Below are 20,892 nucleotides of genomic sequence, written 5' to 3' on the forward strand. Positions count from 1 at the left end.
CCCTGGCCTTCAAAGCCAGGCCCGCCGCCAAGTTTGTCGCGATCAACAAGTGGAACGGCAAGAGCAACACCCTCGGCCTGAGCTACGAAGTGCCGAAGGTCACGCTCAAGGCCCCGAAGGCTGCTTTGACCCCCGATGGCGGCGCCGCCGTGTTCACCGGGACCAACCTGCTCGAGCTCACCGAGGTGCGGATCGGGGAGACTGTCATCGCCGAGGGCGGCACCAGCGGTTGGGCTAGCAACGCCGCCGGCACCGCGCTCACGGTGCCGATCCCGACCCAGACTGCCGGCACCAAGTCGGTGGCCGTCACGGTGCGCAGCGACTACATCGAGTTGCGCCCGGTTGCCGTGAAGATCGCGGTGCCGAAGCCGCGGATCGCGACCGCAGCAAAGACGGTGCCGGCGGCCGGCGGCACGGTCGAACTCACCGGCACCAACCTGAGCACCGTCAGCTCGGTCTCCCTCAACGGCACCCCGTTGGCGACCTCCGCGTGGACCAGGGCCACTGACAACGCCAAGATCACGGTGACGCTGCCGGCCCGCCCCAGCAGTGCCCGGGTGCCCGCGCAGACGCTGCTGGTCACCAACAAGTGGGACGTCAAGAGCAACGCCGTCAAGGTCAGCTACCTGGCCGGCTGATCGGCTCATCACGGCCTGGCAATCACGGATGATGTGGCAAGGAGAGGATTTTCGTGCGCGTGTCGCCAACTACTCAGTGTGCAGGGCGCCGTAGCCAGTCTGACGGGCGCTCCCGGGCTGGTCGACGTTCCCTATCGGTGGCCATAGCGGTTGCTCTCGCTACCCCTGTCGGGGTGCTGTCGGCGGCCGCCGATCCGGCTCCCGCCCCCGCGCCGAAAGCCGCCAAGACGAAGGTCGTCAAGATCAGCGGGAAACAGTTCCCCAAGCTCTTGGACCGCCCGGGGAGTGCGAGCGATGTCATCGTCCTCACGAAGTTGGCAGGGGCCGACTGGTTCGTCGGCAGCGCGACCGAGGCGGTGAAGTTCGAGGGTTCCGCCAAGACCGCGTCGGTCAGCGTGAGCGCCGCCACCACGATCAACGCCAAGGCCGCCCCCGACACCGAAGCCAACAAGTTCGTGCTCAACGGCCCGTCGAGTTTCACTTACACGCCGACCGACACCCCGATCTCTTACACCGACGACGAGTTGAAGGGTTTTCTCACCTTCATCGATCTGCCCGGCACCAAGGGCGACAGCGTGGTGCTGACCAAGGCGGACGGCGTGCACTGGAAGATCGGCGAGGTCGTCTACGACGAGGCGAAGTTCGGGAAGAAGGGCACGGTCACGGCCAAACTGCCGGGGGGCGAGAAGGTGTTCCCCGTCGCCGCCGGCGCCACACTCGCTGCGTCGTCTCCAGCGGTGACGAACGGGATTGCGGGCGTGAGCAGCGCCGAGACCATCACCTACACCGCGCAGCAGTTGGCAGCAGCCGTTCAGGTGGGCGACAACCCGCTCGACGCCACGAAGGGTATGGGCAAGGGCGCCTCGGTCGAGACGGTGCAGATCACCGGCCTGCCCGGCCTGGGGTGGACGGTCGGCTCGTCGCCCAAAGCCGTCAAGGTCAAGCCCGGGGTCACCGTCCACGTGCCCGTGCCCGCGGGGGACCTCGACACCACGACCTCCCTGGCCGTCGCACCCCAGCCCGCGAGCGGCGTGACCGTGCCGACGACCGGCACCCCAGCGGCCCCGACCCCGGTCTCGCTCAATTTCGCGGACCCCACCACCGCCACGCCCATCGCGGTCGGCGACCGGGTCGCCGACACCGATCGCTCCGGCACCACCAACGACACTCTCGTGCTGCCCACGGCGCGGGGGATGAGTTGGTTCGCCGGGCAGCGCGATGCGAAGAACAAGCTCGCGTACAAGCAGCTCAAGGCCGGCAAGGACGGCAACGCCGTGTACAAGGTCAAGCACAGCAAGGACGGCAAGCCAGTCACGGTGTCGTTCCGCGCGGTCCCCGACCGCGGCTACCTCGTGAGCAATGCCGCCGTCCAGACCGCCACGTTCACGGTCGCCGAGACCACCGTCGCCGCCCCCGCGCTCACCAGCGGCACCGTCACGCTGTCCGCGACGGCGGACGGTATCGGCGCCTGGAATCTGTCTCGAACGCTCAACGGCAAGTCCGTCAAGGTCTCCTACAAGCCGGCCGACCTGACCGCCGCCGGAGCGACCAGCATCGTGGTGCCCACCGAATCGGTCGACGTCAAGATCCTCAAGGGCTACAAGACGGCCTGATCACTGCTGTGCGTCCGGACCTGTGACCAGGTGAGATCACATCCGGTTATTCCCCCGGGTCGGCTCTTCGTGACCTAGGGTGAAGCACCCGGAGCGACGGCGCCCCTGCGCGATGTGCTTACGCCCGGCGATGTCTAGTACCAGTGCATCGGTCGTGAGGGTGGTGAGTTGCGTTGAGCATCAACGAGATCATCGTGTGGATCCTGATGATCAGCATGCTGGCGGGTGCGGTCGACCGGATTCTCGGTAACCGGATCGGCCTCGGCGAGCAGTTCGAGGAGGGGCTCAACGCCCTCGGGCCGCTGGCGCTGGCCATGGTCGGTGTCGTCAGCCTCGCGCCGGTGCTGAAGAAGGTGCTGGAGCCGGTCATCGCGCCGACCTACGAGTTCTTGGGCGCCGACCCCTCGATGTTCGCCACCACCCTGCTCGCCAACGACATGGGCGGCGCGCCGCTGGCGATGTCGCTGGCCCGCGACCCCGAAGCCGGGCTCCTGGCCGCCCTCATCCTGGGCGCCATGATGGGGCCGACCATCGTCTTCACGATCCCCGTCGCGCTCGGCATCATCGAGAAGGGTGACCGCCAGTACCTGGCCAAGGGCGTGCTCGCCGGCATCACGACCATCCCCATCGGTGTGCTCGTCGGCGGCCTGGTCGCCGGTTTCGACCCCGGCATGGTGCTGCGCAACCTCATCCCCATCACGATCGCCGCCGCCCTCATCGTGCTCGGGCTCGTCTTCGCCCCCGAGCGCATGACCCGCGGCTTCGAGCTGTTCGGCAAGGGCTTGGTCATCCTCATCACCATCGGCCTGGCCTGGGGTGTCTTCCAGCAGCTCACCGGCGTGCGCCTCATCGCCATGCCCGCCGGCGCCGAGGGCGACCCCGAGCGAGCCGCCCTCGAAGCCGCGAACGCGTGGTTCCTCGACCCGCCCACCGAAGGCCTGGCGATCGTCGGCTCCATCGCCATGGTGCTCATGGGCGCGTTCCCGCTCGTCTACCTCATCGTCAAGTACCTGTCGAAGCCGCTGTCCAAGGCCGGCCGGATGCTCGGCATCAACGACTCCTCCGCGGGCGGCATGATCGCCACCCTGGCCAACAACATTCCGATGTTCCAGATCTACAAGAACATGGACAACCGCGGAAAGACCCTCAACGCGGCCTTCGCGGTCAGCGCCGCGTTCACCTTCGGTGACCACCTCGGCTTCACAGCCGGATTCATGTACGGCGGCGTCAATGTCGGGCGCGACATGATCTTCCCGATGATTGCCGGCAAACTCATCGCCGGCATCACCGCGGTCGCCGTCGCCTACCTGCTGTTCCGTCGTTCGTTCCCGCCCGCCGACGCCGAAGGAAAGGTCGCCGCCACCGAAGAGGGCAGCGCCGCATGATCCTCGCCACCGTCGTCGGGTCGGTCGTCTCGACCATCAAGGACGAGGGCCTGCACGGCTCCAAGCTGCTGCTCGTGCGCGCCTGCACCCCGGAGCAGGAGGCGCACGGCGAACCGTACGTCGCCGTCGACACGGTCGGCGCCGGAGAGGGTGAGTTGGTGCTCGTCGCCCGCGGCAGCGCCGCCCGCGAGACCAACCGCACCGGCGGGGCCCCGGTCGACGCCGCCATCATCGCCATCGTCGACTCCCTCGACGTCGAGGGCAACGTCACCTTCCGCAAGTCCTAACGGATCGGCCAGCCATGTCCAGCCGCGAGCTCCTCAGCGTCGGGATCGACGTCGGCACCACGACGACCCAACTCGTGCTCTCGCGGCTCACCGTGCGCAACAAGCGTCGCTTCGGCCTCGTCCCGCGGCTCGACATCGACGCCGCCCAGGTGCTCTACGTCAGCGAACCCCACGAGACCCCTCTGGTGACGGCGGACGAGATCGACGTCGACCGGCTCGTGCACCTCGTGCAGGCCGAGTACGGCGACGCCGACACCCAACCGACCGAGGTGGAGACCGGCGCGGTCATCGTCACCGGCGAGACCGCCCGCACCCGCAACGCCGCCGCCATCCTCGACGGGCTCTCCGGCCTGGCCGGCGACTTCGTCGTCACCGTCGCCGGCCCGAACGTCGAGTCGCTCATCGCCGGGCGCGGCTGCGGCGCCGCCGCCTGGTCCGCCGAGCACTTCACCTCGGTGGTCACCGTCGACATCGGCGGCGGATCGGCCAACGCCGCCCTCTTCCGCGCCGGCACTCACGTCGACTCCTCCGCCGCGATGGTCGGCGGTCGCCAGGCCCGACTCGACCCGCGCAGCGGCGTGCTGACCCACCTCGCGCCCAGCGGCCGGATCATCGCCGACGCGCTTGGCCTCGACCTCACCGTCGGTCGCGCTCCGAGCCTGGCCACGCTGCGCCGTCTCACCGACGCGATGGCCGACGTCGTCGTCGACCTCTGCCTCGGCCGACAGTCTCCGCTGGGTGAGAAGGTCGCGCTCACCGACCCCATGCGCATCCGCGACACCGTCACCACCTACTTCATCTCCGGAGGGGTCGGGTTGCTGTACTACGACGACGCCCCCGCTGACACGCTCGCGCAGATCGCCGCCTACGGCGACGTCGGGCCGCTGCTCGCCCGCTCGCTGCGCGAACACCCCGGCTGGCAGGCCCTGCGGGTCGAGCGCCCCGCCCAAACCCTGCGCGCCACGGTGCTCGGCGCCGCCAGCCAGCAGATCACCCTCTCCGGCTCCACCATCTGGGCCGACGCGCAGGTGCTGCCGCTGCGCAACCTGCCCGTCATCGAACCCGACCTCGGCACCGAGTTGACCGACGCGGACGCCGTCGCTCGCGCCCTGACCGACGCCCACCGCCGGTGGGACTCTGGCGGCGGCGCCACCGCCAGCGTCGCGATCCAGCTGCGGCTGCCGCAGCGGCTCGACTACGCGCAACTGACCGTGCTCGCCCGCGGCATCGCCGACTTCGCCCAGCGCGCGCTGGCGCCCGGCACGCCGCTGGTCATGGTCACCGAAGAGGACTACGCCCAAGTCATCGGGCAGAGCGTCAAAGCGAGCGCAGACCGGCTGCCGCTCGTCGTCATCGACCAGATCGGCCTCGGCGAGGGTGACTACATCGACATCGGCGAACCCATGCTCGACGGACGGGTCGTGCCGGTCTCGGTCAAGACCCTCGTCTTCTACCAACCCGCAGCATGATGCCCAACCACCGACCCGAGAGGAGCGCCGCGATGCGCAGCAGCGGAAGTGAGTTCACATGCTGTTGAGAACCAAGCTCTTCGGCACCACCTACGAGTTCGCCACCCTCACCGAGCTGCTGGCCAAGGCCAACGAGCAGAAGTCCGGCGACGAGCAGGCCGGCATCGCCGCCGGCACCGTCGCCGAGCGGGTCGCCGCCCGCCACGTGCTCGCCGAGGTCCCGCTGTGGGTGCTGCGGGAGAACCCCGTCGTGCCGTACGACGACGACGAGGTCACGCGAGCGATCGACGACGCCGTCAACGAGACGATCTACGCCGAGATCAAGAACTGGACCGTCGGCGAGCTGCGCGAGTGGATCCTGTCAAACCACACGACCTCCGACATGATCCGGCGCGTCAGCAACGCCCTGACCGGAGAGATGGTCGCGGCCGTCACCAAGCTCATGAGCACGCTCGACCTCGTGCTCGGCGGCCGCAAGATCCGCGTCGTCACCCACTGCAACAACACGATGGGCCTGGCCGGCACCCTGGCCTCCCGCAACCAGCCGAACCACCCGACGGACTCCGTCGACGGCATCCGCGCCTCCACCTACGAGGGCCTCTCGTTCGGCTCCGGCGACTCGGTCATCGGTATCAACCCCTCCGACGACACCCCGGGGTCCGTCGGTCGCCTGCTGCAGATGACCAAGGACGTCATCGACCGCTGGGAAATCCCCACACAGAACTGTGTGCTCGCCCACGTCACGACCCAGATGGAGTGCCTGCGCAAGGGCGACCCCGCCGGCCTGATCTTCCAGTCGCTGGCCGGCTCGCAGAAGGCGATGGAGTCGTTCGGGGTCAGCGTCGGGCTCATGGACGAGGCCCACGCCCTGGCCAAGAAGTACTGCTGGACGCCCGGGCCCAACTACATGTACTTCGAGACCGGGCAGGGCTCGGCGCTGTCGGCCGACGCGAACTTCGGCGCCGACCAACTCGTGCTCGAGGCCCGTATCTACTCCCTCGCCAAGCGGTGGGACCCGTACCAGGTCAACACCGTCGTCGGCTTCATCGGCCCCGAGTACCTCTACGACGCCAAGCAGATCATGCGCGCCGGGCTCGAGGACCACTTCATGGGCAAGCTGACGGGCATCCAGATGGGCTGCGACGTCTGCTACACCAACCACGCCAAGGCCGACCAGAACGACCTGGAGGCGCTCGAGGTGCTCTTCGCCTCCGCCGGCGGCAGCTTCATCATGGGCGTGCCCATGGGGGACGACGCGATGCTCTCGTACCAGTCGTCGGCCTACCACGACATCGCCAGCCTGCGCCAAGCCCTCGAACTGCGGCCGCTGCCCGAATTCGAGTGCTGGATGGAAGAACTGGGGCTCTGGCGCAACGGAAAGCTGACCGACAAGGCCGGCGACGCCTCGTTCTTCCTGAGCCGCTGAGGAGATGGCGATGACAGACACTGCACGCATCGACGAGATCGTCGCCCGCGTCCTCGCGGAACTCGCCGGCGCCAAGGGTTCCGCCCCCGCCGCGACCGGCGGCGGGGCGCCCAGCACCGGGGCCAATGGGGCGACCGGGACGTCGGCCGGCGCCGGCTCTGTCGCCGGCCCCGACCTGGTCATCGACCTACCCGACCCCACGGAGGAGGAGCCCCGGCGCGCCATCGGCGTGCGCGACCCCGCGGACCCCGAGGGGCTACGCAACCTGTGCGCCGCGACCAACGCCAGGCTGGGCGTCGGCCGCGCCGGCCCCCGGCCCCTGACCCGCTCGCTGCTGCTGTTCCAGGCCGACCACGGCGTGACCCAGGACGCCATCTACGGCGAGGTCAGCCAGGAGGTGCGGGACCGCTTCGACCTGTTCACCGTGACCACCGCGGTCGCCGACCGCGGCGAGTACCTGCTACGCCCCGACCTCGGGCGGCGCCTGTCGGAGGCTGCGAAGAGCGAGATCGCCCAGAAGTGTGTGAAGAATCCGGACGTGCAGATCGTCGTTGGCGACGGCTTGTCGGCCGCGGCGATCGACGACAATCTGCCCGACATCCTGCCGGTCATCACCCAGGGCCTGAAGAGCGCCGGCCTCTCGCTGGGCACCCCGTTCTTCGTCGAGAACTGCCGCGTCGGGGTGATGAACGACATCAACTCGATCATCGGCGCCAAGGCCCTCGTGCTGCTCATCGGCGAACGCCCCGGCCTGGGTATCGCCGACGCGATGAGCGCCTATATGGGCTACGACCCCGAACCCGGAAAGTCCGACGCAGACCGCGACCTCATCTGCATGATCACCGCGCACGGGGGCACCAACCCGCTCGAAGCCGGCGCCTACGTCGTCGAGTTCGTGCAGCGAATGCTCAAATATTCAGCCTCCGGGGTGCGACTGCGCGAGGCGGCCGCCGGCTGACCGGCCGGCGCAGACAAGGCACGAGAGGAGCACAGACATGGCAGTCATGGACCCGGTCGTCCCGACCATCCTCGCGACGCGCCTCATCCCCGCCGTTCACCCGGGGTTGGCCGCGAAGCTCGAGCTCTCACCGCAGCAGCGGTCGCTGGCGCTCATCACCTGCGACATCGACGACTCCCTGTACGTCGCGCTCGACGAGGCCACCAAGATGGCCGAGGTCGACGTGGTCTACGCCAAGAGCTTCTACGCCGGCTCGGCGCACGCCTCCGGGCCGCTGTCGGGCGAGATCATCGGCATCCTCGCCGGGCCCGACCCGGCCGAAGTGCGCTCCGGCCTCAACGCGGCGGTCGCCTACGCGCAGGAGCAGGCGCACTTCACCAGCGCGAACGCCGACGACTCCCTCGCGTTCTTCGCGCACACCATCTCGCGCACGGGCCGGTACCTGTCCAAGGAGGCCGGGGTGCCCGAGGGCGCGAGCCTCGCCTACCTCATCGCGCCGCCCCTGGAGGCGACGTTCGCCCTCGACGCGGCGCTCAAGGCCGCCGACGTCGAGATGGCGACGTGGTTCGCGCCGCCCAGCGAGACCAACTTCTCCGGCGGTCTGCTCACCGGCTCCCAAAGCGCCTGCTTCGCGGCGTGCTCGGCGTTCGCCGATGCCGTGCTCGACGTCGCCGGCAACCCGATGAAGGCCTGAGGCGCGATGGTTGGGGTGCAGAGTTTCGACGCGGACCTGCGGTCCACGCAGCAGGCGCGCGACCTGGCCGTGCGGGCCCGGGAGGCGCAGCGCGCCTTCGCCTTCACCGATCAGGAGGAGGTCGACCGGATCTGCGCGGCGATGGTCGACGCGGCGATGAGCCACGCCGCACGCCTCGGCGCGTTGGCCCACGAGGAGACCGGTTACGGGCGCCCCGACCACAAGCGCATCAAAAACGAGTTCGCGGCCCGCGCCGTGTGGGACTCCATCAAAGACATCCCGACGTGCGGGGTGCTGCGCCGCGACGAACAACGCAAGATCGTCGAGATCGGCTGGCCCGTCGGCGTCGTCGTCGCGCTCACCCCGTCGACCAACCCCACCTCCACCGCGATCTACAAGATCCTCATCAGTGCCAAGGCGCGCAACGCGTGCATCGTGGCCCCGCACCCGTCGGCAATCCGGTGCACCGACGCCGCCGTGCAGGTCATGCTCGAGGCCGGGGAGGCCGCGGGGATGCCGCCCGGGCTCGTCAGTTGCCTCACCGAGGTCGCGCTGTCGGGCACCCAAGAGCTGATGAACCACCACGCCACCTCGCTGGTGCTGGCCACCGGCGGGCCCGGCATGGTCAAGGCCGCCCACAGCGTCGGCAAGCCCGCGCTCGGCGTCGGCCCCGGCAACGTGCCCGTCTACGTCGACCGCACCGCCGACATCGAGCGCGCCGCCAGCGACATCGTCGACTCCAAGGCCTTCGACTGCTCGACGATCTGCGCCACCGAGCAGACCGTCGTCGCCGACCGGCCCATCGCGGCGCAGCTCAAGACCCTCATGCAGGCGCGCGGCGCCCACTGGCTCAGCGAGCAGGAGGCGACGCTGCTGGGCAACCAGATGTTCCGCCCCAACGGGATGATGCTCGCCGAGTACGTGGGTCGCACCCCGCAGGCCATCGGTCAGCTCGCCGGCTTCGCGGTACCCGGCGATGCCAAGATCCTCGTCGCCGACCTTGCCGGCGTCGGCCCCGCGCACCCCATCTCCCGGGAGAAGTTGACGACCGTGCTCGGCTTCATGGTCGAGGACGGGTGGCGCGCCGGCTGCGACCGGTCGATCCAATTGCTGACCTTCGGCGGCGACGGCCACTCGCTGGTCATCCACTCCCGCGACGAGGAGTCGATCCTCGCCTTCGGCATTCAGAAACCCGCCTTCCGCATCCTCGTCAACACCTGGGGGAGCCTCGGCGGCATCGGCGCCACCACCGGCGTGATGCCCTCGCTGACCCTAGCCCCCGGCGGCATCGGCGGCGCGGTGGTCAGCGACAACATCACCGTGCATCACCTGCTCAACGTCAAACGTCTCGCCTACCACCTGCGCGACGCCCCGCCCGGAGCGCGCCTGGGCGACACCGCCCCGGCCGCCTCCCGCAACGGATCGGCGGCCCTCTCCGGGGCGGTGCCGCAGACACCGGTCGCGGCGGATGTCGAGCTCATCGAGCGCCTCGTGCGTCAAGTCATGGCCGAGATGAAGGGGTGAGTCGATGAGCCAGACTCCCGAGGCGCCGAAGCCCGCCCGCCAGCGGGCCGCTCGCAGCCCCACCCGTAAGCGCGCCGCCGCTGCCAAACCGGCGGCTGCCAAGAAGGCGGTGGCCGCGAAGAAGGCGGCGCCGGCGAAGCAAACCAAGGCCAGCCCCGAACAAGCACCAACGGCACAAGCACGAACCCGACAGGCACCATCACAGCAAAGGAGCACCACCATGCCCGACGTCCAGATGATCGCTCTCGGCATGGTCGAGACCCGTGGCCTCATCGGCGCCATCGAGGCCGCCGACGCCATGGTCAAGGCCGCCAACGTCAAGCTCATCGGCAAGGAGCAGATCGGCAGCGCCTACGTCACCGTCATGGTTCGCGGCGACGTCGGGGCCGTCAAGGCGGCGACCGACGCCGGGGCCGCGGCCGCCGGACGCGTCGGCGAACTCGTCTCCGTGCACGTCATCCCGCGCCCGCACTCCGACGTCGAATCGATCCTGCCGCAGGCCGACTAGTACCGCGTGCCGCCGAGCCTCGTCCGGTCGGCTGTGCCGCCATCGGTCCAGCAGGCCGCTGGGCCGCAACCACCAGGCCCGACCGACCAGGACAGCTAGGAGGTGACCGCTCGCATGGGACGTGCCGTGATCACGGCCGACGACGTGCCCCGCGCCGGCGGTGACTTTGTGGTGCCCGCCGGCGCCATCGTCACCCCGCTCGCCCGGGACGTCGCCCGCGACCGCGGGGTCACCCTCATCGAGGGCCAACCGCAGAGACGCGCGGGATCTGCCAGCGGCTCGTCGCAACCTGCCGCCGACGACCTGGAGGCGCGGGTGCGAGCACTCGTGACGGGCCTGCTCGCCTCCGGCACCGCTGGTCAGAGCGGTCCTTCCGGGGCCGGCGGGCGGCCGGCGCCGGTCAAGCTCGTCAAGGGCGGCGACGTGCGGCTCGAACCGTTCCCGTTCCCCGGGCCGGGCCCCGACCAGCAGGTGCAGGCGGCGGACGTCGTCACGGCGGACGACGGCCCGATGGCCGCCGGTTACCTCACGCTGACCGCTGGGTCGTTCCCGTGGACCCTGACCTACGACGAGGTGCAGATCGTGCTCGAAGGCGAGTTGCACATCGGCACGGCCGACGGCACGAAGGTCGGGCTACCGGGCGACGTGCTCTACGTGCCCAAGGGATCCCAGATCACCTTCGGCACCCCGAGCTGGGCGCGGTTCGTCTACGTGACGTTCCCGGCCGACTGGGCGGGCTGATGACGACCTCGACCCGCCTGCCCAAGCTGATGGCCCGCACCGAGAAGGTGATGCGCGGGCGCCGACCCATCGACCCCGCGCAGCCCGTGCGGGTGGGTGTCGACCTCGGCACCGCCTACACCGTCGTCATCGTCACCGATCTCGACGGGCAACCGCTCGCCGGCTCCTACCGCTTCGCCGATGTCGTGCGCGACGGCGTGGTGTGGGACTTCGCCGGCGCCCAACGCGTCGTCGGTGAGGTGCTGAGCGACCTGGAGACGCGCACCGGTCGCCGCTTCACCCACGCGGCCGTGACGATCCCGCCGGCCGTCGGCACCAGCGACCACCGGGCCCACCGGTACGTCGTCGAGAGCCTCGGCCTGGAGTGCACGGCGGTCGTCGACGAGCCGAACGCGGCGAACGCGGTGCTGGGGGTCACCGAGGGCGCGGTCGTCGACGTCGGCGGCGGCACCACTGGCATCGCCATCCTGCGCGGGGGACACGTGGTCGCCACCGACGACGAACCGACCGGGGGCAAGCACCTGACGCTGGTGCTCGCCGGGGCCCTGGGCCTGCCGATCGAAGAGGCCGAGCAACTCAAAGCCGACCCGGCCAACCACCGCCGGCTGCTGCCCATCGTGCGCCCGACCCTGGAGAAGATCGCGACGATCGTCGCCCGGCAGGTGTCCGGGCATGATGTGTCGCGCATCTACCTGGTGGGTGGGACCGCCGGCTTCGCAGGCATCGAGCAGATCGTCACAGAAGTCACTGGCATTCCGGCGCAGGTGCCGGTCAGCCCGCTGTTCGTCACCCCGCTCGGCGCCGCCGCCTTCGACGGTGCACCCGCCCGCGAGGGAGCCGACTCAGCCTCCGACCGGGACGCCGCCGTTCTCGCGTTCGCCCAGACCCACCGTGGAGGATCCCGATGACCGTGGACGACTTCTCGCTACGCGCCTACTGCCACATCGACCGCATGCAGCCGCAGTTCGCGGCGTTCATCGGCACGATCACCCAGGGCGACCCGCCGGTCGAGGGCATGGCCAGCCTCTACGTCGAGATGGCGCCGGGCAACTGGGTCTTCCGCGTGGTCGACAAGGTCGTCAAGGCCACCGACGTGCGCCCCGGCACGCAGATCGTGGAACGCGAGTTCGGCATGTTCGAGGTGCACTCGATGTCGCAGGCCGACGTGCTGCGCGCCGGCGAGGTCACCCTCGAGGAGCTGGGCCTGGGCATGACCGACCGGGTCAAGCCGATCATCGCCTCCATCCAGGTCATCACCAACGTCAACCCCTACCAGGCGCAACTGCTCAACCGCTTCAACCGCGGCACGATGCTCGTCGCCGGCCAGACGATGCTGGTGCTGGAGGTCGCCCCCGCCGCCTACATCACCCTGGCCGCCAACGAGGCGGAGAAGGCCGCCCCCGTCTACCTCAACCACTTCTCGGCCGTCGGTCGCTTCGGCCGGCTGTGGATGTCTGGCTCCGAGGCCGACATCCTCGCCGCCCGCGACGCCGCGGTCGGGGCCATCGAGGCCATCACCGGCGGACCGGGAGCCTGACATGCGCACGTTCATCACCAAGATCGACATCGACGAGCGGTTGGCCCGCGGTGAGTCGGAGCTGGTGTGCCCGCCCGACGTGACGATCACCGACCTGGCCGCCGAGTACGCCCGCTCGCGGGGGATGGCGGTGCGGCGGGTCGAGGCCGCCGGTGTCGCCGCAGCGGGGGAGGGGGCCGTCGACCCGCAGGTGCGCGCGAAGGTGCGTTCGGCGGTGCTGGCGCAGCTCGGCCACGTCCCGCCCGGGCTCGATGAGGCCATCGACCGCGTGCTGCGGGGTTCGTGAGCCGGCACATGTCCAGCCGGGGGACGCCCAACCTCTATCTCGCCTCGCCTGATCCACGTTCGGGCAAGTCGGCCGTGGCCGTCGGGCTGCTGGAGGAGAAGCAGCGTGCCTTCGACCGCGTCGGGGTCTTCCGGCCCATCGTTCGCTCCGACGGCGTCGAGGACGACGTGTTGCGGATGCTGCTGGACCACCTGCCGCAGGGGCAGCTCGCCTACGCCGACGCGTTCGGCGTGACGTACGACGACGTGCTGGCCGATCCGCAGGAGGCGATGGGCCGGATCGTCCAGCGCTTCCACCGGCTGGCCGGCCGCTGCGACGTGGTGCTCGTCGTCGGCTCGGACTACACCGATGTCGCCGGGCCGATGGAGTTCGGCTTCAACACCCAGATCGCCGCCAACCTCGCGGCGCCCATCGTGCTCGTCGTCTCCGGCCGTGACCGTCGCCCCGCCGATATCGCTCGGGCGGGGCTGTCTGCGATCAATGACGCGCGGCTGCACCACGCCGAAGTACGCGCGGTCATCGCCAATCGCGTGGCGCCGGAGGATGCCGCGGCGGTCGAGTCCGCCCTGGCCGACGCGCTACGCGGCCCCGCGCGAGCGACCTTCGTCATCCCCGAAGACCCCGTGCTCAGCGCGCCGAGCGTCGGGGTGCTGGCCACCGCGGTGCGCGGCCGGCAACTGCTCGGTTCGCCGGAGTCACTGGAGGCCGAGGCGCTCGATGTCGTCGTCGGCGCCGACCAGCTGCGGGCCGTGCTTGAGCAGCTTCGGCCCGGCACCTGCGTGCTGGTGCCGCACGACCGTCTCGACCTGCTGCTCGGCGTCACCCTCTCCCAGACGCTGCCGACGTTCCCCCGGCTGGCCGCCGTGTTCGTGGCCGGCACCTACTCGCTGGAGGGGCGGGTGGAGGCCGCGCTGTCGACGGCCCTGCGCGCGGCGGGTGTCGATCTGCCGGTCATCGCGGTCCCGGAGTCGACGACGGCGGCCCTGCGCGGGTTGCTCGGCGTCGGCAGCGGCTCGGCGGGGTTCACGGCGCGCAAGCTCGACACGGCCCGCGAGCTGTTCGACCGGCACGTCGACACCGCGGCCCTCGTCGCCGATTCGGCGGCGGCGGTGGCGACCGCCATGACGCCGCTGATGTTCGAGCATTCACTGGTCGAGCGGGCGCGCGCCGCCGACCGGCACATCGTGCTGCCGGAGGGCACCGAGGACCGCATCATCCAGGCGGCCGACGTGCTGCTGCAGCGGGGCATCTGCCGCCTCACGTTGCTCGGCGACCCGGGGGAGATCGAGTCGCGCGCCGCCGCGCTCGGGGTCGACCTGGGCGCGGCCACCCTCGTCGATCCCGCCGCCTCACCCTTGTTGCCGCGGTTCGCGCGGGAGTACGCCGAGCTGCGGAAACACAAACTGGTTCCCTACGACCAGGCCCTGGATCACTGCTCCGATCCGTCGTACTTCGGCACGATGATGGTGCTCGACGGCCTGGCCGACGGCATGGTCTCGGGCTCGGTGAACACGACGGCCCACACCATCCGCCCGGCGCTGGAGGTCATCAAGACCGCCCCGGGAGCGGGCGTCGTCTCGTCGGTGTTCTTCATGTGTCTGCCCGACAACGTGCTCGTCTACGGCGACTGCGCCGTGAACCCCGACCCCACCGCGGAGCAACTGGCGGACATCGCGATCAGTTCGGCGGGCACGGCGCAGCAGTTCGGCATCCCCCCGCGGATCGCGATGCTGTCGTACTCCACGGGCAGCTCGGGCTCCGGCGCCGACGTCGACAAGGTGCGCGTCGCCACGGATCTGGTGCGGCAGCGCGCCCCGCACCTGGAGGTCGAGGGTCCGATCCAATACGACGCTGCGGTCGACCCCGTGGTGGCCCAGACCAAACTGCGCGACTCCGCGGTCGCCGGCCGCGCGACCGTGCTGATCTTCCCGGACCTGAACACCGGCAACAACACGTACAAGGCGGTGCAGCGTTCCGCCGCGGCCGTGGCCATCGGCCCCGTGCTGCAGGGCCTGCGCAAGCCGGTCAACGACCTCTCCCGCGGCGCCCTGGTCACCGACATCGTCAACACCGTCGCCATCACCGCCATCCAGGCCAGCGCCCTGCCCGCTGACTCCTAGCCCGCGCCCCCTGCGCGCGCCGCCCTCCGTGTGCAAACGAATCGGACTGGACTATCGCTGACCGACTGACCAACTGCTCGAGCAGTAGTCCAGTCGCGCCCGCCGTTGTCCAGCCCTAGTTGCGGTTGTCCAGTGGAGGCGGCCGCGGTGGCGGAGGATCTCCTCACCTAGGCCGTGGGCCCAGTCATCCACAGGGTCGACGACCGGACAGCGCTCCCAGGGGGTTATCCACAGCTGGACCGATGGTGTCGGCAGGGACCCTCGTCGGCGCGCCATCGTAGGCCCCATGGACAGCTTCGGACTCTTCCGCACCCTGGCTTCGCTGGACCACGGTCTCTTCACCACGGCGGACGCCGCCTCGCTGGGCATCGGTGCCGACCGTCTCCAGCGGGAGGTGCGCCGGGGTACGGTCGTGCGGCTGACCCGCGGGCAGTACGCGGTGCGCGACCGCATGACCGGTGGGAGCGAGCGCCGGCACCGGCTGCGCACTCGGGCGGTGCTCGCGAGCCTGGGCGCCGGCTATGTGGCGACCCATCACAGCGCGCTGCTCGTCTACAACCTGCCGACGCTGACGCCGGACCTGGCGACCGTGCACGTCGGCTCGCGAGAGATCAAGCGGGCCGCTGCGGCCAAAGGCTATCGGCGGCACGTGCTCCCGAAAGCGACGGCGCTCGCGCAGACGCAGCCGGCTGCGGTGGCGCCGGCGGTGGCGATCGTGCAGACGGGGATCCTTGAGGGCCCCCGCGCCGCGCTGGTGGCCGGGGACGCAGCGCTGCGCCGGGGCCGGCCAGACCTGCTCAAGGGGCCGATCGAGTTCGGCAACACCTCGCCCCAGGAGATCGTCCAGGCGCTGGCGGCGTACCGGCGGGTACCGGGCAAGGCGCCCGTCGAGCAGATCCTGCAGTTGGTCGACCCCCGCGCGGAGAGCGCCGGCGAAAGCCTGCTGCGGTACGACCTGGTGCTGCTCCGGGTGCCCGTGGAGCCGCAGTTCAAGCTGACCGTGGGTCAGCACACCCACCGCGCCGACTTTCGCGTTGCGGGCACGAGGTTGCTGATCGAGTTCGATGGCCTGGTTAAGCTCAACGACCCGCTAGAGGGGCGCCGCGCCGACGAGCGCGAGCGCGCGCTCAAGCGCCAAGGCTGGATTTTCGTCCGCTTCACCTGGTCGGAGCTCGGCAACCTCGAGCTCATCGCGAACCGACTCGCAGCCGCCGCCGCCGAAGCTGGCATCCCTTGGCCGGTGGCCGCCTAAGCCCCGCCGGCCACTGAGCAAGGGCAACTCCCGCTGGGCAACTGTGCCCCCCACTGAGCAACTGCTCGAGCAATAGTCCAGTCGCGCCGCCGTTGTCCAGTGCTAGTTGCCGTTGCCCAGCCGTGCCCGCCACGCCATCGGCCACGCCACCGGCGGTGCCGCCGACGTCGCGGCGCGCGAACAGCGTTGCTTTGCAAGCTGATCCGAGGGGGCGCGGCGCTCCACGTTGCGCCGGTCACACCGCGCTGACCTGCGGGGATGGCTGGTTTTGGCCCAGGTTATTGACAGTCGACCGGCCTACATGTAGCGGGGCGTCGGTCGATAAGAGACACGTGGTGCCGGGACGGCATCACACGACCAAACCCACCACGGACGGGACGTAATGATCACTGTCACCCGCCGCAACGGCACCGCTTTCGCGCTCAATCCCGATCTGATCGAGCGCGTCGAAGCGACCCCTGACACCGTGATCACCTTGGTCAGCGGAACGAAGTATGTCGTCTCGGAGTCGGTCCAGCAGATCGTCGACGAGGTGTGTCAGTTCCGAGCATCGGTGCTCATGGCCACCGCACACCCGGCCCCCCCATCATCACCCCGGGTGCGCCTGCACTCCGTCTCGAATTCGGAGAAGTGACCATGGACAAGGGAACGATCATCGGTGTGGCGGTGTGTTTCATCGCCGTCACAGTCACCGCCGTCCTCAAGGGCGTCAACCTGCTGACGCTGCTGAACCCGGCCGCGCTCATTCTCATCTTCGTCGGCACGTTCGGCGCCGCCTCGGCGAGCTTGCTGATGAGCGAGTACAAGCTGGCGCTCGGCGGCTTCAAGCGTGCCTTCGGTGCCAAGCAGCCCGACGCCTCCGGCCTGGTCGACGTCATCGTCGCCATGGCCGACCGCGCCCGCCGCGAGGGTCTGCTGGCCCTGGAGGACATGGCCAAGGACATCAATGACCCCCTGCTCAAGGAGGGCATCCAGATGACCGTCGACGGTACCGACGCCGACGAGATCGCCGAGTTGCTCGAGGCGCGCATCACCTCCAAGAAGGACACCGACAAGGTCGCCGTGACCTTCTTCGAGAACATGGGCGGCTACGCCCCCACGATCGGCGTGGTCGGCGCCGTGCTCGGTCTGATCACCGCGCTGAGCAACCTCGATGACGTGGGCCGCCTCGGCTACCTCATCGCGTCGGCGTTCGTGGCGACCATGTGGGGTGTGCTCATCGCCAACGGCGCCTGGATGCCAATTGCGGGCAAGCTCAAGCGGCTCTCCCAGCTCGAGGTCGCCAACATGGAGATGATCGTCGAGGGCGTGCTGGCCGTGCAGGCCGGCACGAGCCCCCGCATGGTCGAGCAGAAGCTGCGCTCGGCGCTGCCCGGCGGCGGCGTCGACCCCAAAGCGGCTAAGGCTGCGTGATGGCGCGCAAGAAGAAGCATCCCGAGCACGAGGAGCACGTCAACCACGAGCGATGGATGGTGGCCTACGCCGACATCCTCACACTGTTGTTGGCGTTGTTCATCGTCATGTTCGCCATGGCCGCCGTCGACCGCGAGAAGGTCAAGCTGTTCGCCCAGGGTGCCGGCGAGGCCTTCGGCATGGTCACCATGCCCGGCCAGCTCGGCAACTTCGAGGGCGGCGACGGCATCATGGCCAACCAGATGCCGGCTCAGCCCGAGCAGGTGCCGGGCTCGCGCCAGCAGGAGCGGGAGACCGCGCTGCAGGAGAAGATCATCCCCGCGCCCGTCGAGGTGCCGGACAAGAAGCCGCCGATCGACAACACGGCGGCAGCTCAGCGTGAGGCCGCCCGTCAGGCCCAGGCCGAGGCGCAGAAGGCCAGCCTGGAGAAGCTGAAGGAAGAGCTGACGATCAAGCTCAAGGAGAAGGGCCTGCTCAACTCCGTGGAGATGGTCGTCGACGAGCGCGGCCTGGTCGTCAACATCGTCACCGACCGGGTGCTCTTCGACACCGGGCGAGCCGAGCTGCGACCCGACGGCACCGACGTGCTGGACCTCATCGCGCCGGTCGTCAAGGACCTGCCGAACCACGTCACCGTCGAAGGGCACACCGACAACGTGCCGATCAGCGGCACCTTCGCCTCCAACTGGGAGCTGTCGACCATGCGCGCCACGACCGTGCTGCGGCGGCTGCAGTCCCAAGGGGTGCCCGGCAACCGCATGAACGCCACCGGCTACGCCGACCAGCGCCCGCTCGACTCCAACCGCACCGACGCCGGCAAGGCGCGCAACCGACGAGTGGCCATCGTCGTGCTGCCGATGGTGCCGCTGGACGGCACCGGCGTGCAACCGAACTCGCAAGCGGCCGGCTCGGCCAGGCCCGCCACTGCCGCTACGACACCAGCCTCCGCTCCATCGCCCGCCGCCGTACCGGCGGCAGGCGGCAACTGACCCGACCGTGCACGAACCTGCCGGCCGTTCGCGGCCGGCCCCTCACCAGGAGAACAGGACATGAGTACAGCCACCGAAGAGGCGGCCCCGGCGAAGAGCAACAGCAAGCTCATCATCATCGTGGGTGCCGCTGTCGCCGTCGTGCTGGTCGCCGCGGCCTTCGTCGTCTTCACCATGCTCAAGCCGTCGGAGCCGGCCAAGGACCCGGCCAAGGAGCCGGGCGGCATGGTGACGATGGAGAACGCCATGACGCTCAACCTGGCCGACGGCAAGTTCCTCAAGACGAACCTGGCCCTGCAACTCTCCCAGGAGGCCACGGCCGAACTGGGCGGCGACACTACGAAGTTCGATGTCTCCAAGGCGCGCGACGCCGCGATCGGGGTACTCGGCAAGTACAAACTCAACGACCTCCTGAGCCCGGCGACGAAGGTCGAGGCGCAGAAGCAGCTGACCGAAGAGGTCGCCAAACGCTACGAGGGGCAAGTGCTGCAGGTGTACTTCACCGAGTTCGTCATGCAGTAGGTGACCTGCGGTGATCCCCTCTGAACACCTGGCAATCGCCCCTGCCCGCTGCGGCGTATACCGCTCAGGTAGTGGGTTATTCGGCCGATCTGAGAGCACGTGACCCCCGAACCTCTTCCCTATGACTTCCGGAGCCCCAGCCGGTTCAGTCGTGAGCAGGTTCGGGCACTCCAGATGGCGAACGAGACCTTCGCTCGCCAGATGGCCACCGTGTTGTCCACGACGTTGCGCATCGTGGCCTACGCCAACCTCGAGCAGGTCGGCCAGGCCACCTACGACGAGTACATCCGGCGGCTGCCGAACCCATCGCTGCTGGCCATCCTCAATTTCGCGCCGCTACCCGGTGCGGGCGTCTTCCACCTGCCGCTGGACATCGTCATGGGTGTCGTCGACCGGTTGCTCGGTGGCCCCGGGCACGAGAACCAGCCGGTGCGGCCGCTCTCAGACATCGAGGCGGGGCTGATCCGCAACCTCGTGCAGCGGATGGTGCACGAACTGGCTTACGCGTTCGAGACCCTGGCCACCATCACCCCGATGGTCACGTCACTCGAGGCGGACGCCTCGTTCTTGCAGTTGGCCCAGCCGAATGACCCGATGCTCGTCTCCGACTTCGAGATCAAGATCGGTGACCACACGGCCATCTCCACGCTGATGATGCAGGTGTCGACGATCCAGCCGGTGCTGGACGCACTGGCCGTCAAGCCGGAGAAGGAGCTCACCGGCCCGCAGGCGCTGGCCGCCGAGCAGTTGCAGGGCCGCATGCACGATGTGGCGCTGCCCGTGACCGTCGCCTTCGACTCGATTTCTCTGCCCAGCAAGGACCTGCTGCAACTGGAGGTCGGCGACGTGCTGCCGCTGCGGCACCCGACCAACCAGCCCCTGACCATGTCGGCCGACGGCGTCATCGTCGCCAAAGCCGTTCCTGGCAGCCACGGCAACCGCCTGGCCTGCCAGATCGTGACCGTCTGAGTCGTCAGCGAGAAGGAACCAAGATGGCTACCACCACCCCGGACGTCGGCGCCGCCCTCCTGGCGGCAGCGCAGGCGCTGCCGTCCCATTTCACGGGGGGCGACGCGCTGACGATCGAGCCGCTGGACGCGATCCAGGCGACGACCATGTCGTTGCCTGGTGGCGCCATCGCCGTCGAGTCGGTGCTCAAGGGCCTGGGTGAGGCCAACGTCGGGCCGGTCGTCCTCGTCATCACCGGTCTCGTCGACCACAAGAACGGTGAACTGTTCGACCGCAACGAGGCGCGCACCCTGTGGACGGCAGCGATCACCGAGTCGCTGGAGGCCTTCAAGGGCGAGATCGGCGACTTCACCGCCGGCCAGGCCCACATGACCGACGCCTTCGACGCCCTCGACAACGCCGACGAGGCGCAGGTCATCGGCATCTTCGAGGGCCAGACGCTGGCCTGCATGCTGCTCGCCCTGCCCGCCAAGGCCACCGTTGAGGGCGCCGCGGCGCAGCTCGCCGCCGCCGTCGCAGCCGCGGAGGAGGAGGCCGAGGGCGGCCCGGCGCAGGACGGGG

At 69.5% G+C, this 20,892-nt stretch carries 21 protein-coding genes and 1 pseudogene; all 22 read left to right on the forward strand.

Annotated elements, in window-relative coordinates; translation table 11 throughout:
* A partial coding sequence (locus tag KILIM_RS19200; protein WP_006594407.1) for a hypothetical protein occupies nucleotides 1–638 on the forward strand: 638 nt, incomplete at its 5' end.
* Between the two features lie 137 nt (nucleotides 639–775).
* Entirely contained in the window at nucleotides 776–2,251 is a 1,476-nt protein-coding gene (locus tag KILIM_RS19205; RefSeq protein ID WP_157551837.1) for a hypothetical protein, read from the forward strand.
* 173 nt (nucleotides 2,252–2,424) lie between these two features.
* Nucleotides 2,425–3,636, forward strand: coding sequence for an ethanolamine utilization protein EutH (locus KILIM_RS19210; RefSeq protein WP_006594409.1), 1,212 nt, complete (start codon nucleotides 2,425–2,427; stop codon nucleotides 3,634–3,636).
* Entirely contained in the window at nucleotides 3,633–3,923 is a 291-nt protein-coding gene (locus KILIM_RS19215; RefSeq protein ID WP_006594410.1) for a EutN/CcmL family microcompartment protein, read from the forward strand. Before KILIM_RS19210 ends, KILIM_RS19215 begins: the two co-directional genes overlap by 4 nt.
* 14 nt (nucleotides 3,924–3,937) lie before the next feature.
* Entirely contained in the window at nucleotides 3,938–5,392 is a 1,455-nt protein-coding gene (locus KILIM_RS19220) for an ethanolamine ammonia-lyase reactivating factor EutA (RefSeq protein ID WP_006594411.1), read from the forward strand.
* A gap of 58 nt (nucleotides 5,393–5,450) precedes the next feature.
* Entirely contained in the window at nucleotides 5,451–6,818 is a 1,368-nt protein-coding gene (locus KILIM_RS19225; protein WP_006594412.1) for an ethanolamine ammonia-lyase subunit EutB, read from the forward strand.
* 10 nt (nucleotides 6,819–6,828) lie between these two features.
* Nucleotides 6,829–7,776: an ethanolamine ammonia-lyase subunit EutC gene (gene eutC / locus KILIM_RS19230; protein ID WP_006594413.1), complete on the forward strand. Its 948-nt coding sequence runs from the start codon at nucleotides 6,829–6,831 to the stop codon at nucleotides 7,774–7,776.
* A 37-nt stretch (nucleotides 7,777–7,813) separates the two neighbouring features.
* Nucleotides 7,814–8,470 carry an ethanolamine utilization microcompartment protein EutL gene (gene eutL / locus KILIM_RS19235; RefSeq protein ID WP_006594414.1) on the forward strand — a complete coding sequence of 219 codons (657 nt, stop codon included), beginning with the start codon at nucleotides 7,814–7,816 and terminating at the stop codon, nucleotides 8,468–8,470.
* Between the two features lie 6 nt (nucleotides 8,471–8,476).
* On the forward strand, nucleotides 8,477–9,994 hold the full coding sequence (locus KILIM_RS19240; RefSeq protein ID WP_006594415.1) for an aldehyde dehydrogenase family protein: 1,518 nt from the start codon (nucleotides 8,477–8,479) through the stop codon (nucleotides 9,992–9,994).
* Nucleotides 9,995–10,214: 220 nt separating this feature from the next.
* Nucleotides 10,215–10,502 (forward strand): ethanolamine utilization microcompartment protein EutM, encoded by a 288-nt coding sequence (eutM, locus tag KILIM_RS19245; RefSeq protein WP_040563890.1) that lies wholly within the window; start codon nucleotides 10,215–10,217, stop codon nucleotides 10,500–10,502.
* 114 nt (nucleotides 10,503–10,616) lie between these two features.
* A complete protein-coding gene (locus tag KILIM_RS19250) occupies nucleotides 10,617–11,243 on the forward strand; it encodes a cupin domain-containing protein (protein WP_006594417.1) in 627 nt (208 codons plus the stop codon).
* A complete protein-coding gene (gene eutJ / locus KILIM_RS19255) occupies nucleotides 11,243–12,151 on the forward strand; it encodes an ethanolamine utilization protein EutJ (protein ID WP_006594418.1) in 909 nt (302 codons plus the stop codon). The genes KILIM_RS19250 and eutJ overlap by 1 nt, the downstream gene beginning before the upstream one ends.
* Nucleotides 12,148–12,780, forward strand: coding sequence for a hypothetical protein (locus tag KILIM_RS19260; protein ID WP_006594419.1), 633 nt, complete (start codon nucleotides 12,148–12,150; stop codon nucleotides 12,778–12,780). The genes eutJ and KILIM_RS19260 overlap by 4 nt, the downstream gene beginning before the upstream one ends.
* Before the next feature lies 1 nt (nucleotide 12,781).
* Nucleotides 12,782–13,066, forward strand: coding sequence for a hypothetical protein (locus tag KILIM_RS19265; RefSeq protein WP_006594420.1), 285 nt, complete (start codon nucleotides 12,782–12,784; stop codon nucleotides 13,064–13,066).
* A gap of 8 nt (nucleotides 13,067–13,074) precedes the next feature.
* The gene (gene pta, locus KILIM_RS19270; protein WP_006594421.1) at nucleotides 13,075–15,186 is read left to right on the forward strand and encodes a phosphate acetyltransferase; all 2,112 of its coding nucleotides are present in this window, start codon (nucleotides 13,075–13,077) and stop codon (nucleotides 15,184–15,186) included.
* Nucleotides 15,187–15,472: 286 nt separating this feature from the next.
* On the forward strand, nucleotides 15,473–16,438 hold the full coding sequence (locus KILIM_RS19275) for a type IV toxin-antitoxin system AbiEi family antitoxin domain-containing protein (protein ID WP_006594422.1): 966 nt from the start codon (nucleotides 15,473–15,475) through the stop codon (nucleotides 16,436–16,438).
* Between the two features lie 382 nt (nucleotides 16,439–16,820).
* Entirely contained in the window at nucleotides 16,821–17,072 is a 252-nt protein-coding gene (locus KILIM_RS19280; RefSeq protein WP_006594423.1) for a flagellar FlbD family protein, read from the forward strand.
* Between the two features lie 2 nt (nucleotides 17,073–17,074).
* Nucleotides 17,075–17,851 carry a motility protein A gene (locus tag KILIM_RS19285; protein WP_006594424.1) on the forward strand — a complete coding sequence of 259 codons (777 nt, stop codon included), beginning with the start codon at nucleotides 17,075–17,077 and terminating at the stop codon, nucleotides 17,849–17,851.
* The gene (locus KILIM_RS19290; RefSeq protein WP_006594425.1) at nucleotides 17,851–18,840 is read left to right on the forward strand and encodes an OmpA/MotB family protein; all 990 of its coding nucleotides are present in this window, start codon (nucleotides 17,851–17,853) and stop codon (nucleotides 18,838–18,840) included. The genes KILIM_RS19285 and KILIM_RS19290 overlap by 1 nt, the downstream gene beginning before the upstream one ends.
* A 60-nt stretch (nucleotides 18,841–18,900) precedes the next feature.
* Nucleotides 18,901–19,362, forward strand: a complete 462-nt coding sequence (locus KILIM_RS19295) for a flagellar basal body-associated FliL family protein (protein WP_006594426.1) — start codon at nucleotides 18,901–18,903, stop codon at nucleotides 19,360–19,362.
* 99 nt (nucleotides 19,363–19,461) lie between these two features.
* Nucleotides 19,462–20,331 carry a flagellar motor switch protein FliM gene (locus KILIM_RS19300; RefSeq protein ID WP_006594427.1) on the forward strand — a complete coding sequence of 290 codons (870 nt, stop codon included), beginning with the start codon at nucleotides 19,462–19,464 and terminating at the stop codon, nucleotides 20,329–20,331.
* A gap of 23 nt (nucleotides 20,332–20,354) precedes the next feature.
* A pseudogene (locus KILIM_RS19305) lies at nucleotides 20,355–20,892 on the forward strand (flagellar motor switch protein FliN); the annotation flags it as partial.

Origin of the sequence: Kineosphaera limosa NBRC 100340 (assembly GCF_000298215.1) — a bacterium.
In the GTDB taxonomy this organism is placed as follows: Bacteria; Actinomycetota; Actinomycetes; order Actinomycetales; family Dermatophilaceae; genus Kineosphaera; species Kineosphaera limosa.

Bases quoted from the DNA above. Each gene is read 5' to 3' on its own strand.
- KILIM_RS19215 (WP_006594410.1), top strand. From the start codon at position 3,633: ATGATCCTCGCCACCGTCGTCGGGTCGGTCGTCTCGACCATCAAGGAC.
- KILIM_RS19220 (WP_006594411.1), top strand. From the start codon at position 3,938: ATGTCCAGCCGCGAGCTCCTCAGCGTCGGGATCGACGTCGGCACCACG.
- KILIM_RS19225 (WP_006594412.1), top strand. From the start codon at position 5,451: ATGCTGTTGAGAACCAAGCTCTTCGGCACCACCTACGAGTTCGCCACC.
- eutC (WP_006594413.1), top strand. From the start codon at position 6,829: ATGACAGACACTGCACGCATCGACGAGATCGTCGCCCGCGTCCTCGCG.
- eutL (WP_006594414.1), top strand. From the start codon at position 7,814: ATGGCAGTCATGGACCCGGTCGTCCCGACCATCCTCGCGACGCGCCTC.
- KILIM_RS19240 (WP_006594415.1), top strand. From the start codon at position 8,477: ATGGTTGGGGTGCAGAGTTTCGACGCGGACCTGCGGTCCACGCAGCAG.
- eutM (WP_040563890.1), top strand. From the start codon at position 10,215: ATGCCCGACGTCCAGATGATCGCTCTCGGCATGGTCGAGACCCGTGGC.
- KILIM_RS19250 (WP_006594417.1), top strand. From the start codon at position 10,617: ATGGGACGTGCCGTGATCACGGCCGACGACGTGCCCCGCGCCGGCGGT.
- eutJ (WP_006594418.1), top strand. From the start codon at position 11,243: ATGACGACCTCGACCCGCCTGCCCAAGCTGATGGCCCGCACCGAGAAG.
- KILIM_RS19260 (WP_006594419.1), top strand. From the start codon at position 12,148: ATGACCGTGGACGACTTCTCGCTACGCGCCTACTGCCACATCGACCGC.
- KILIM_RS19265 (WP_006594420.1), top strand. From the start codon at position 12,782: ATGCGCACGTTCATCACCAAGATCGACATCGACGAGCGGTTGGCCCGC.
- pta (WP_006594421.1), top strand. From the start codon at position 13,075: ATGTCCAGCCGGGGGACGCCCAACCTCTATCTCGCCTCGCCTGATCCA.
- KILIM_RS19275 (WP_006594422.1), top strand. From the start codon at position 15,473: ATGGACAGCTTCGGACTCTTCCGCACCCTGGCTTCGCTGGACCACGGT.
- KILIM_RS19280 (WP_006594423.1), top strand. From the start codon at position 16,821: ATGATCACTGTCACCCGCCGCAACGGCACCGCTTTCGCGCTCAATCCC.
- KILIM_RS19285 (WP_006594424.1), top strand. From the start codon at position 17,075: ATGGACAAGGGAACGATCATCGGTGTGGCGGTGTGTTTCATCGCCGTC.
- KILIM_RS19290 (WP_006594425.1), top strand. From the start codon at position 17,851: ATGGCGCGCAAGAAGAAGCATCCCGAGCACGAGGAGCACGTCAACCAC.
- KILIM_RS19295 (WP_006594426.1), top strand. From the start codon at position 18,901: ATGAGTACAGCCACCGAAGAGGCGGCCCCGGCGAAGAGCAACAGCAAG.